Here is an 11,839-nt window from a genome sequence, read left to right on the forward strand (position 1 = left end):
GGGAGTCTTCTCCGCAGGAAATCTCCATGGCAGCATCTGCACATGGATCGTCGCCTATTCCCCCGGGCGCTGGCGGTGCTGGTGCTGGTCGCCACCGCGGCCACCGCCGGCGCCACCACCGCCACCGCCGAAGCGCCCACCCCCGCGCAGACCCGGCTGCACGCCACCATCGACGCGGTCCTCGCCGACAGCCGGCTCAACGGGGCCCAGGCGGGCGTGGTCGTCGTCGACACCACCACCGGCCGCACGCTCTACGACCGCAACGGCACCCGCCGGCTCATCCCCGCCTCCAACACCAAGCTGCTCACCTCGGCGGCGGCGATGGAGCTGCTCGGCCCGGGCCACCGCTTCGCCACCGAGGTCAGCACCGACGGGCAGCGCCACGCCGGGATGCTCTCCGGCGACCTCTACCTGCGCGGCGGTGGCGACCCGACCATCCTCGCCGCCGACTACGACCGGCTCGCCCAGCAGGTCGCGGCGGCGGGCGTACGGGTGGTCGCGGGCGACCTGGTCGCCGACGACACCCGGTACGACCGCGACCGGCTCGGTCCGGACTGGACCTGGGACGACGAGCCCTACTACTACGCCGCCCAGGTGTCCGCGCTCACGGTGGCCCCGGACACCGACTACGACGCCGGCACCGTGATCGTGCGCGCCGCGCCGGGCACCCGGGAGGGAGCCCGCCCGAAGATCACCATGACGCCGGAGAACGGCTGGCTGCGCATCGACAACCGGGCCGAGACGGTCGCCGACGGCGAGACCACAATCTCCTTCGAACGCGAGCACGGCGGCAACACCGTGGTGGTGACCGGCCAGATCGCGGTCGGCGACGCCGCCGAGAGCGACTGGGTGACCGTCTGGGAACCGACCGGGTACGCCGCCGACGTGTTCCGCTCCGCGCTGCGGCGGCACGGCGTACGGGTGCTCGGCCGGACCGTGCTCGGCAGCGCCACCCCGGACACCGCCAAGCCGCTCGCCCGGCACGACTCGATGCCGCTGGCCGACCTGATGGTGCCGTTCCTCAAGCTCTCCAACAACGGGCACGCCGAGGTGCTGACGAAGGAACTGGGCCGGCAGCTGTCCGGTTCCGGGACCTGGGCCGCCGGCCTCTCCGCGATCAGCGGGTACGTGGGCGACGCCGGAGTGGACACCGGCACGCTGCGCCAGCGCGACGGGTCCGGCCTGTCCCGGCGCAACTTCGTCCCGCCGGCCCAGTTCGTCACGCTGCTCTCGGCGGTCCGCTCCGAGCCCTGGTTCGACACCTGGTACGCCGCGCTGCCGGTGGCCGGCAACCCGGACCGGTTCGTGGGCGGGACGCTGCGCAGCCGGATGGGCGGCACGCCCGCCGCGAACAACGTGCACGCCAAGACAGGCAGCCTGACCGGGGCGTCGGCGCTCTCCGGTTACGTCACCGACGCCGACGGGCGGCTGCTCGCCTTCTCGATCGTGCTGAACAACTACCTCACCTCGTCGGTGAAGGGGCTGGAGGACCAGATCGCGATCGCGCTTGCCGCGCACACCGAGAAGGAGACGGCGACCGCCCGGCGGACGGTGCCCACCGCGCCGGACTCGCCGCGCGTGCCGGAGGGGCGGGAGTGCTCCTGGGTGAAGCCCGCGCTCTGCTGACCGGCCGGGCCGCCCCGGCGCTCAGGCGCCGGGGCGGTACGGGCGCGGGCCGGCCCCGGGATCGCCCCGCTCGACGAGCGCGTCGATCTCGGCCGGCGGCAGCCCGCGCAGGGTGAGCACCCGCCGGCCCCACCGGTGCAGGCGGCACGGGTGCGGGCTGGCGTCGTTGCGGCAGACGGTCCCACCCGACCAGGTCCGGGGCGCGTGCACCACCACCGCCCGCACCGCGAACTGGACGTCCTCGACCGTCACGTACGGCGGCATCGGGATCTCGCGCGGCACGTCGGCGTCGCTACGCGGGCGGGCGGGGACGACGGGGGCAGAGCCGGTCATCGGTCGGGCCTCCACAGAGGATGGTCGGACGTGGCAACGGAAACCTACGACGCCCGGCCGGGTAGGCGACGGACAAACTGTCCCCGCTCAGCGCAGCGCCACCGCCTGGAGGCTGACGTTGCCGCAGTCGCCCAGTGACTCCTCCACGGTCCAGTTCAGCAGCAGCTTCGCGCCGCGCGGGGCGCGGAACCTGACGGTGAACTCGGTGGTGAGCGCGGTGTGCGGATCCTCCATCCGCAGCGTGGTCACCGGGCCGCCGGTGGAGACGCGCACGTCGAGGCGGCCACGGGCCATCCAGAGCCCGGCGTACAGACGCACCGTTCGTGGGCTCCCGTCGGCGGCCACCGCCAGGTTGAACCCGCTGCCCCGGTGGCAGGTGTAGACGCCGGACATGGTGCCGCTCGCCGAGGCGACAGGGGCGCCGTCGCCCCAGGCGTACGCCTCCGGGTTGTTGCTGAAGCTCTCCCGCCGCCCCCGGCCGCCCTCGTCGCGGATCTCACCGGAGCCGCCCCGCTTGCGGACCGCCCGGTCGGCGCCGATGAGCCCCCAGTGGACCCAGTCGGTGGGGCCGGCGGCCGTGAGGTCGACGGTGGCGGGCACCTCCGCGCGGGTGACCGTGACGGTCGGCGGCAGCGCGCTCGGCGGCGACGGCGACGGCGTGGACGGCGACGGGCTCGGCGACGGCGGCCGCTGCCGGGGGCGCAGCCCCGGGTTGACCACCGTCTCGCCGGCCTCGTTCGGCAACCCGACCGGGCCGGGCGGAGCGACGGGCAACCCGGCGTGCTCCTCGCGCGGCGCCTCGTGCCGTTCCCCGCCGAGATAGAACGCCAGCGCCGCCAGGCAGAGGACCGCGGCCAACCCTTCCAGCATCAACCGCCGCCGACGGCGCAGCCGGCGCAGCGCGGACCGGGTACGCGGAAGGCCGTGCCGATGCGATCCGGGGCCGGTACGCGGACGGTCCTCCTGGCCCACCACACCCTCCACTTCGGTCACCGCACCGTCCGATACGACCGGAGCGTGACGGGCTTCACGGTGTCACCGGAAGAGAGTTCGCGCCACATGTCGAGCGACGGGAGTTTCCAGTTCGTTACCTCACGGCCGGCCACCGGGCCGCTCAGCTTACCGTGATCGCCTGCAACGCCACCCCGTCGTTCTGCCCGCCGGTCACCGTCAGGGCCTGCCACCTGATCAGCAGCCGCTCCCCCGGCGTCGCCCGGAAGCGGATGACGTACTGGTAGAAGCGGTCACCCGCGGCGAGGGCGACCTCGCGGACGGCGGGATCGCCGCCGCTGGACAGCGACAGGTCCAGCCGCGCGCCGGCCGAGAACGTGCCGACGAACAACCGGACCGTACGCGGCTTCCCGCTCCCGGCCACGCCGAGCGTGAAGCTCTTGCCGGCGCCGCGCTGGAAGACCCCCGCGCGGGTGCCCTCCTGGGCGGCGGTCGGCGTGCCGTCGGTCCATTGGAGATCGCTGGCGCCCGCGTTGTGCTCCAGCCGCTCGCCGCCCGGATCCTGGATCTCACCCGTGCCGCCCGCCTTGCGATGGAAGCTGTCCGCGCCGGAGCCGCCCCAGTGCCGCCAGTCCCGCGTACCGAGCGCGGTGAGCGACACCGTCCCGGGCAGCGGCACCAGGTCCACGTCGAGCAGTGGACCGCCGGGCGACACCGGGTCGGCCGGCACGGCCGGCGCCTGATCGTCGGGTGCCTGATCGTCGGGCGCCTGGTCATCGGACGCCTGATCGCTCGGCGCCGCCACGGGCGAGGTCTCCCGGGTCAACGGCGGTGGCGCGGGTGACCGGACCGTGAACGCAAGCGCCGCCGCCAGCCCGGTCACGGCCACCGCCGCCAGCACGGCGCGCCGACGCCGACGCCGGCCCCGGGCCACCGCGACCCGGGTGGCCGGGGCATCGACCGGAGGCCGGGTCGAGCCGAGCGTCCGGCCCAGCCGGGCCCGCACCGTCCGGGCCGCGTCGCGCAGCCGGAAGCCGATCCGGCCCGCCAGGCTGGTGATCCCGCCGGCGAGGTTGGTGATCCCGCCGACCAGCTTGCCGATCTTCCCGCCGGCGAGGTTGCCGATTCGGCTCGCCAGGTCGGCGAGGCGGGCCGGGATGCTCTCCCGGGCGGAGTGCCGGCCCGGCCTCGCCTCCGTGCCGGTCACCTGCGGCGGGCCGGGTTCGGCCGGATCGGGAGCGGGACCCTGCCGGACCGGCGACGGAGCGGACAGGTGCAGTCCGATCGGCGCCGGCCCGACCAGCGGAACCCGGCCGCCGGGCGGGTTCGGACGCAACTCGGGGCCGGCCGGCGCAGCGGAAACGAGCGGTCCCGGAGCGACTGCGCCCGGAGCGGGCAGGCTGGGTGCGGACATGTCGGCCGGGAGCGGGCCGGCGGGCGGAAGGTCGGGAGCCGGCGGGCCGGCGGCGCGCGGAGGCGGCCAGACGGCGGTACCGGGCGGATCCAGGTCGACCGGCGGCACCGGATCGTCCGGGTCGGACGGTGAGCGCTCGGCGTCCCGTGGCGTCACCGGCCGGGGTACGCCGGGATCGGTGTCCCCGGGCAGGCGGCGTGGACCGGCGGGCCGCTCCGGCGCGTCTGCCGAATCGTCCGGCGTGGGCAGCCAACCCCCGACCCGGATTCCGGTCCGCGCGATGTCGTCCTCAGCCACCGACCCTCCCTCGGCCACCGGCGGCGAGCGGCCCGGCCCCGTGGCTCGCCGTAGGGAGGATGACACAGAACGCGATCTTGCAGAAGGGCATCAGTCCGCGCGATTCCCACGCGCCACACCCCGCCGCACCCCTCCCTGAACCAGATCTTGGAAGAATTAGGCCCCCATAGGGGCCATTTCCTTCCAAGATCTCCCCAGGCTCGGCGCCCACCGACGCACCGGGCGGGTGGGCGGGCGCGCGCCGGGGTGGGCGGTGGGTGGTCAGTGGCGGGCTCAGCCGACCTGGAAGCCGAGCGCCTGGGCCAGCACCATCGCCTGCTCGACGTCGATCCGCGCACCGGAACGCTGCACCGCCGTCGGGTCGAGCGAGGACAGGTCGCTGCCGCGCAGGTCGGCGCGGATCAGCTTGGCGGCGTGCAACTGGGCGCCGGAGAGGTCCACGCCGGTCAGCGTCGCGCCGGTCAGGTCGGCGCCGGTCAGGTCGACCTCCCGCATCCGTACGTCGGTGACCCGCGCCCCGCGCAGGTCGGCTCCGGCGAGCGTGACGAAGGACCAGTCGCCCCGGTCGATCCGCAACGGGCGCAGGTCGCAGCGGTCGAACGTGCTGCCGACCAGCTTGCAGCCGGTGAACTCGGCCTCGAACAGGTTGCACTTGCTGAACGAGCACCTGGTGAACGCCGAGTCGGTGTGCCGGGAGGCGTTGAACGCCACGTTGCCGAACACGCAGTCGGTGAAGACCGCGCCCCGGCTGACCGCCTCGGTCAGGTCGACGTGGAAGAACTCGCACCGTACGAAGTGCCGGTCGGCCAGCTCCTCGGCGTACCAGTCCTCCTGGCGGTAGGTGACGTCCTCGACCTGCTCGGGCATGCCACCGACAGTAGTGACACTTCCCGGCCGCGATACCTGCGGGTAGGTTCGCGTCGTGAGCGTCACGGTGAGCACCGACCCCGGCCACGTCGGCTTCGATCCCGCCCGGCTGGCGCGGATCGACGAGCACTTCGCCCGGTACGTCGACGACGGCCGCCTCGCCGGCTGGCAGATCGTCGTCACCCGCCGGGGCGAGGTCGCCCACTCCTCGACGTACGGGCTGCGGGACCGGGAGGCCGGTACGCCGGTCGAGGCGGACACGCTGTGGCGCATCTACTCGATGACCAAACCGATCACCTCGGTCGCCGCGATGATGCTCTGGGAGGAGGGCCGGTTCGAGCTGAACGACCCGGTCAGCCGCTGGCTGCCGGAGTTCGCCGACGTCCGCGTCTACGACCGGGGTTCGGTGCTCAAGCCGTACACCGTGCCGGCGGTCGAGCCGATCCGGATCTGGCACCTGCTCACCCACACCGCCGGCCTGACGTACGGCTTCGCCCAGGTCTCGGTGGTCGACGGCCTCTACCGGGCGGCGGGCTTCGACCTGGGCGTGCCGCCGGGCGCGGACCTGGCCGCCGCCTCGGCCGGGCTGGCCCGGCTGCCGCTGCTGTTCCAGCCCGGCACGAGCTGGAACTACGGCGTCTCCACAGACGTGCTGGGCCGCCTGGTCGAGGTGATCTCCGGGCAGTCACTGGAGGCGTTCTTCGCCGAGCGGATCCTGGGCCCGCTGGGCATGACCGACACCCGCTGGTGGGTGGACGCGGCGGACGCGAAGCGCCTGGCCGCCCTGTACGCCCCGCACCCGGCCACCGGCCAGGCGGTACGCGCCGACGGGGTGGGCCGGGCCGCGCTGGCGGAGCCGACGTGGCACTCCGGCGGCGGCGGGCTGGTCTCCACGGCGGCCGACTACCACCGCTTCACCCAGTTCCTGCTGCGCGGCGGTGAGCTGGACGGGGTGCGCCTGCTCGGTCCCCGCACGGTGCGCTTCATGACCCGCAACCACCTGCCCGGCGACCGGGACCTGGCCTCGTTCTCCCCGGACGGCTTCGCCGAGACGATCCTCGACGGGATCGGCTTCGGGCTGGGCTTCGCGGTGGTGCTGGACCCGGTGCCGTCGCGGGTGCCGAGCAGTGTCGGCGAGTTCTACTGGGGCGGCCTGGCCAGCACCGCGTTCTGGGTGGACCCGGTGGAGGAGGTCACCGCGCTGCTGTTCACCCAGCTGATGCCGTCCAGCACGTACCCGCTGCGCAGCCAGTTGCGCCAGCTCGTCTACTCGGCGATCGTCGACTGAGCCGGTTCGGCGGAACGCCCCGCCGCCCGCCGGTGGGCTGCCTAGCCTGTGAGGCATGAGCGACATCGTCGTGTTCGGCGCCGGTGGGACGGCGGGATCGCGGATCGCGGCCGAGGCGGTCGAGCGGGGGCACCGGGTCACAGCGGCGGTGCGGCGTCCGGAGGCGGTCGGCTACCTACCCCCCGGCGTACGCACGGTGACCGGCGACGCCACCTCGGCGCGGAGCGTACGCGAACTGGCGCAGGACGCGGACGTGCTGGTGGTGGCCATCGGCGGCGGTGAGCGGGACCTGTGGCGCGACGCCGCGCGGACGCTGGTCGACACGCTGCGTGAGTTGCCGGACCCGCCCCGGGTGATCCACGTCGGCGGCGGCTCGACGCTGCTCACGCCGAAGGGCACCCGCTACCTGGACGAGCCGGACTTCCCGGAGGAGTACCGGGACTCGGCGCACGGCCAGGCCGACGCGCTGGAGTTCTACCGCTCCAGCGCGGACGGGGTCACCTGGACGTACGTCTCCCCGCCGCCGCTGGAGTTCCACCCGGGCGAGCGGACCGGGCACTACCGGACCGGTACCGACCAGCCGGTGACCGACGCGCAGGGCCGGTCGGTGCTCACCTACGAGGACCTGGCCGTGGCGATCGTCGACGAGATCGAGAATCCGCGGTTCGGCAACGCCCGGTTCACTGTCGCGTACTGAGTCAGCCGGCCAGCCGGGCCGGGAAGCCGCCGGTGGCGATCGGACCCCAGGACTCGATGGTGACGCGGATCAGCGACTTGCCCTGCGCGACCATCGCCGACCGGTACTCGTCCCAGTCCGGGTGCTCACCGGAGATGCTGCGGAAGTACTCGACCAGCGGCTCCAGCGCCTCGGGCAGGTCGAGCACCTCGGCCACGCCGTCGACCTGCACCCACGGGCCGTTCCAGTCGTCGGAGAGCACGCACGCGGACACGCGCGGATCGCGGCGGATGTTCGTCACCTTGGCCCGCTCCGGATAGGTGGAGATCACCAGCCGGCCCTCGGCGTCCACCCCGCAGGACACCGGGGAGGACTGCGGGCGGCCGTCGGAGCGGGTGGTCATGAGCACGACCTGGTGCCGGGGGCGGAGGAACTCGATCAGGGCGTCCCGGTCGACCCGGGTGTTCTTCGCGATGCTGCGTGCCATGCCTCGGTTCTACCAGCCCGGTCGATGGTCCTCAGCGCGGACGGCCGGCGGCCCGCTGTGCGGTGACCTGTTCCGGCACGCGCGGGCGGGCCGCCGGCCGCCAGGCACGGCCGTTGGCGTAGATGACCCGGAAACCGAGGTACGCGGCGAGCGGCGCCCAGTGCGCCGAGCGCATCCGCACCTCGGCGGCGTTGTGCCGCTGCCCGTTCGCGAGCACGTCGAGCAGCACCGTCTCGAAGGCGGCCGACTCGACCCAGTCCACCTCGCGGGTGAAGCCGCAGATCAGCGCCGCGCCGGTGATGTCGAGGAACTCGCGCAGCGTGGCGTCGGAGGCGCGCAGCACCGAGCAGCTGCCGAAGTAGAGGCGTCGGCCCTCGCAGCGGCCGGCCATCCGCTCGGCCACGTCGGACAGCTCGACCGAGTCCCAGTCGGTGAGGCAGAGCCGGCTCGGCTCGCCGTGCATGGCGAAGAAGCCCACCCGGTGGTCCGCGTACTGCTTGAGCAGCCAGCGGTCGACGAAGTAGAACAGCTCGTCGCGGGTGGCCGCGTCCTTGTGGATGTAGCGGATCCGGCCGAGCCGTTCGAGCAGGTCGAGCGTGGGCAGGACGGACCCTCGCTCGTTGAGGTCGCGGTGCCACTGCCCCTCGACGCAGAACACGCCGCCACGCGCCAACGCCCACCTCCCGCCCGTCGAGGTCGCCGCCCGGGTCCGGGAGCAGACGTTACCGCTCACCTCCGACGGGCGACACCCGGCAGCGCGTTCGCAAACGGGCACTATTCACAGCTGATACTCAGCAAGCGCCTGATGTGAGAACAATTTCGGCTAATCACCACGAAGAGTCCTCGCACCTGTCACGGTGAGAGAGACGGGACGTACCGGTCGATGTGCCCGTCGGACCCCAGTTCCGCTCTGACATCGGGAGGACTCTGTGCGCGTCAACACCCTGAAGCGGGCGGCGGTCGCGTTCGCGCTGGCCCTGCCCGGGGCCGCCGTGGCGACCGTCGTGGCCGCGCCACCGGCCCACGCCGACGGCTGCTACACCTGGAACCGCACCCTGTCGCAGGGACGCTCCGGCTCCGACGTGCGGCAGCTCCAGATCCGGGTGGCCGGCTGGGCCGGGTACGCCGGCGTCGTCCGGGTCGACGGCATCTACGGCCCGGAGACCGCAGCCGCGGTCAAGCGCTTCCAGGCCGCGTACGGGCTGCGCGCCGACGGCGTGGCCGGGCCGCAGACGTTTGCCAAGATCTACGACCTGCAGAAGGACAGCGACTGCACGCCGAAGCACTTCAGCTACGCCGAGCTGGACAACGGCTGCGGCAAGGGTGGGTGGGCCGGCGGCCCGCTCTCCTCGGCGGCCACCAAGGAGAACGCGCTGCGCACCATGTGGAAGCTGGAGGCGCTGCGCCGCAGCCTCGGCGACAAGCCGATCTACGTGACCAGCGGGTTCCGCAGCATCGCCTGCAACCGGCAGGTCGGCGGGGCCACGGACAGCCAGCACCTCTACGGCAACGCGGCCGACCTGATCGCCAAGCACCGCAGCCTCTGCGAGATCGCCCGGTCGGCCCGCGACCAGGGCTTCAGCGGCATCTACGGGCCCGGCTACCCGGACCACGACGACCACACGCACGTGGACTCGCGGCGGGAGAACAACCGGGACAAGGTGGCTAACACCAGGGACTGGGCCGCCCCGGACTGCGGGGTCGAGTGACGCGGTGACGGCGGCCCGGCACGGGGGTGGGGGCTCCCCGGCCGGGCCGCCGTCGGCATGCTCCGGCGCGATCGACGCCACTCCGCGACGGGGCGTGGACGCGACCGGAACGGGACGCCGGGCGTCAGCTCACCCGGACCTGCGGGCCTGGGGTGGGCCCGCCCGGCACCGGGCGAGGGGCCGGCGTCAGCTCGCCCGGGACCAGGCGAGGGCTCGGGGTCAGCTCGCCCGGGGCCAGCGAGGGCGGGCGGCGGGTGCGGGCCGCCCGGCGACGGGCCGCAGACCGGGCCGCACCGGCGGCACGGCGACCCGGGGGACCGGACCGCGGGCCGCCTGGCCGGGCGTACGGGCGGCCTGACGCGGCCCGGTCAGCACGAACGGGAAGGGCACGTGCACGAACGGGTTGCCGTGCCGGATCAGCGCGTCGATCTGCCGGTCGTTGAGACCGTGAGTCTCCAGCACGCGCCGGCCCCAGCGATGCAACCGGCAGGGGAACGACGACCCGTCGTTGCGGCACTTCGGCCCCGCGGGCCACTCCTCGGCGGCGTGCACCACCACCGCCCGGACCGCGAGGCGGACGTCCTCAGGGGTCAACGGCGCCGGTACCGGCACCTCGCCCAGGATCTGGTCGATGGGATCCGTCGACTGCTCACCAACTCGCACGGCAGGCCTCCCGCAGCTCGGCAGCGATACGGCGGAACGGCCGCACCACATCCTCGACCACTGGTACGGCCCGGAAACGGCAGTAGTTCAATCCCGCCACGCGGCGAGCAGTTCGGCCGGCCCGAGCGCGGTGACGCCGTCTACCGCACGGCCACTGCGCACCACCGCGACGAGCGGCGTGTGGTCGTCGGCACCCGGCAGCTGGGCGCGGTGGTGGAGCAGCCGGGCCAGGTCGTGGGCGTCGAACGCGCCGTTCTCCAGCCATTTGACCAAACCCACGAACGTGATCCGCTTGGCCACCGGGCTCCGGTCACCGCCGACCAGGTCGATCTCGGGATCGTTGGTACGCGTCCAGTACCCGCCCACCTCCCCCGTCCCGGACGGCAGGTGCCCCGGCGGCAGCCGGCGCAGCGACTCCCGGATCACCGGCTCGACCGCACGTCCCCGCCAGGAGGTCCAGGACGAGTGGATGCGGGCGAGCGTCAGATCCCCTCTGCCGCGCTCGATCTCGGCGAGGTGCGGATCGAGGAAGGCGAGCCAGAAGCGGAGGTACGGGTCGACGACCGTGTAGCGGGTCTCGCGCGACGGACGGGTGGACAGCGGGAGGGTGGCGTCCACGACCCGCTTGTCTGTCAGCAGCCGGAGCGCGCGGTGCAGCGAAGCCTGCGGGATCCCGCCGGCGGCCCGCGCGATGGAGGAGGAGGTGCGCTCCCCCGAGCCGATGGCGCGCAGCACCACGCCCGGTTGGGACCGCGGCGGGAACTCGGCGGCGAGGGCCCGTTCCCCGCTGACGAGCAGCGCGGAGGTGGGGTCCGGGACGGCCTGGGCGAGGTAGTCGCGCACGGTCTCGCCGGGGGCCCAGTCGTCGAGGACGAGCGGTAGGCCGCCGGTGACGAGGTACGCGTCGATGGCATCGGCCGGCGGCAGCTGGAGCATCTCGGCCACGTCGCCGGGGCTCAGGGGCGGCACGACCATCTCGGTCGCGCGTTGGTGGAACGGCCGGCCGTAGTCGTTGAGCGCCTCCATCATCGCCAGGTCGGAGCCGACGCAGATCAGCAGGACCGGCCGGCGGGACAACTCCCTGTCGAAGACCTTCTGGAGGGTGCCCTCGAAACCCGGGTCGGTGGCGATGAGGTAGGGCATCTCGTCGAGCACGACGACGCTGGGCTGGTCCGCGGGCAGCGCGGCGGCGAGGAGGGCGAGAGCCGCGTCCCAGGTAGCGGGCGCCTGCGCCGTGAAGAGCGCCGCGCCGGGGAGCGTTGAGCCGGCCGCCGCCTCGACGAAGAGGCGCAGGTCTGCGGCCACCGTGGGTTGCGCCGAGGCGGTGAAGAAGAGGTGCGGTACGTCAGCGCGCTCGACGAACTCCTCCACGAGCCGGGACTTGCCCACCCGGCGGCGCCCTCGCATGAGCACCGCCCGCCCCGGCCGCCCCGCCCGGCCGCCGCGTTCGACGCGCGCCAGCATGCCGTCGAGCCGGTCCAGCTCCCGCGTCCTGCCGACGAAACCGGCCACGTCATCACCTCACGCC

Annotated in this window: 12 protein-coding genes; 4 read left to right on the forward strand and 8 right to left on the reverse strand. The window is 73.8% G+C overall.

The genetic code is table 11. The annotated features are described in order from the left end of the window. Positions 1-42 precede the first annotated feature (42 nt). The gene (gene dacB / locus AB0D28_RS14950) at positions 43-1,626 is read left to right on the forward strand and encodes a D-alanyl-D-alanine carboxypeptidase/D-alanyl-D-alanine-endopeptidase (protein ID WP_357385988.1); all 1,584 of its coding nucleotides are present in this window, start codon (positions 43-45) and stop codon (positions 1,624-1,626) included. 21 nt (positions 1,627-1,647) lie between these two features. Here the strand turns inward: dacB and AB0D28_RS14955 are convergent, their stop codons facing one another. The 4 genes from AB0D28_RS14955 to AB0D28_RS14970 form a co-directional block, all read right to left on the reverse strand. Next, the gene (locus tag AB0D28_RS14955) at positions 1,648-1,959 is read right to left on the reverse strand and encodes a hypothetical protein (RefSeq protein ID WP_357385989.1); all 312 of its coding nucleotides are present in this window, start codon (positions 1,957-1,959) and stop codon (positions 1,648-1,650) included. Positions 1,960-2,046: 87 nt separating this feature from the next. Beyond that, on the reverse strand, positions 2,047-2,952 hold the full coding sequence (locus AB0D28_RS14960; protein ID WP_357385991.1) for a hypothetical protein: 906 nt from the start codon (positions 2,950-2,952) through the stop codon (positions 2,047-2,049). A 121-nt stretch (positions 2,953-3,073) separates the two neighbouring features. Then, positions 3,074-4,621 (reverse strand): hypothetical protein, encoded by a 1,548-nt coding sequence (locus AB0D28_RS14965; protein ID WP_357385993.1) that lies wholly within the window; start codon positions 4,619-4,621, stop codon positions 3,074-3,076. 273 nt (positions 4,622-4,894) lie between these two features. After that, positions 4,895-5,488: a pentapeptide repeat-containing protein gene (locus AB0D28_RS14970; protein ID WP_357385995.1), complete on the reverse strand. Its 594-nt coding sequence runs from the start codon at positions 5,486-5,488 to the stop codon at positions 4,895-4,897. A 55-nt stretch (positions 5,489-5,543) separates the two neighbouring features. Here AB0D28_RS14970 and AB0D28_RS14975 point away from each other — a divergent pair, with 55 nt between their 5' ends. Together AB0D28_RS14975 and AB0D28_RS14980 are read left to right on the forward strand one after the other, a co-directional pair. Beyond that, positions 5,544-6,776 carry a serine hydrolase domain-containing protein gene (locus tag AB0D28_RS14975; protein ID WP_357385997.1) on the forward strand — a complete coding sequence of 411 codons (1,233 nt, stop codon included), beginning with the start codon at positions 5,544-5,546 and terminating at the stop codon, positions 6,774-6,776. 55 nt (positions 6,777-6,831) lie between these two features. Continuing rightward, complete coding sequence (locus AB0D28_RS14980; RefSeq protein WP_210893668.1) at positions 6,832-7,473, forward strand: NAD(P)H-binding protein; 642 nt, start codon at positions 6,832-6,834, stop codon at positions 7,471-7,473. Position 7,474: 1 nt separating this feature from the next. Here the strand turns inward: AB0D28_RS14980 and AB0D28_RS14985 are convergent, their stop codons facing one another. Continuing rightward, the gene (locus tag AB0D28_RS14985) at positions 7,475-7,939 is read right to left on the reverse strand and encodes a PPOX class F420-dependent oxidoreductase (RefSeq protein ID WP_357385999.1); all 465 of its coding nucleotides are present in this window, start codon (positions 7,937-7,939) and stop codon (positions 7,475-7,477) included. Positions 7,940-7,970: 31 nt separating this feature from the next. After that, on the reverse strand, positions 7,971-8,612 hold the full coding sequence (locus AB0D28_RS14990; RefSeq protein ID WP_357386001.1) for a hypothetical protein: 642 nt from the start codon (positions 8,610-8,612) through the stop codon (positions 7,971-7,973). Between the two features lie 256 nt (positions 8,613-8,868). Between AB0D28_RS14990 and AB0D28_RS14995 the strand changes: the two genes are divergently transcribed. After that, on the forward strand, positions 8,869-9,648 hold the full coding sequence (locus AB0D28_RS14995; RefSeq protein ID WP_357386003.1) for a D-Ala-D-Ala carboxypeptidase family metallohydrolase: 780 nt from the start codon (positions 8,869-8,871) through the stop codon (positions 9,646-9,648). 219 nt (positions 9,649-9,867) lie between these two features. Here the strand turns inward: AB0D28_RS14995 and AB0D28_RS15000 are convergent, their stop codons facing one another. Further along, the gene (locus AB0D28_RS15000) at positions 9,868-10,311 is read right to left on the reverse strand and encodes a hypothetical protein (protein WP_357386004.1); all 444 of its coding nucleotides are present in this window, start codon (positions 10,309-10,311) and stop codon (positions 9,868-9,870) included. Between the two features lie 87 nt (positions 10,312-10,398). Next, positions 10,399-11,823 (reverse strand): DUF234 domain-containing protein, encoded by a 1,425-nt coding sequence (locus AB0D28_RS15005; RefSeq protein ID WP_357386006.1) that lies wholly within the window; start codon positions 11,821-11,823, stop codon positions 10,399-10,401. Between the last annotated feature and the right edge of the window lie 16 nt (positions 11,824-11,839).

It is taken from the genome of Micromonospora sp. NPDC048169 (assembly GCF_040652815.1).
Taxonomy (GTDB): Bacteria; Actinomycetota; Actinomycetes; order Mycobacteriales; family Micromonosporaceae; genus Micromonospora.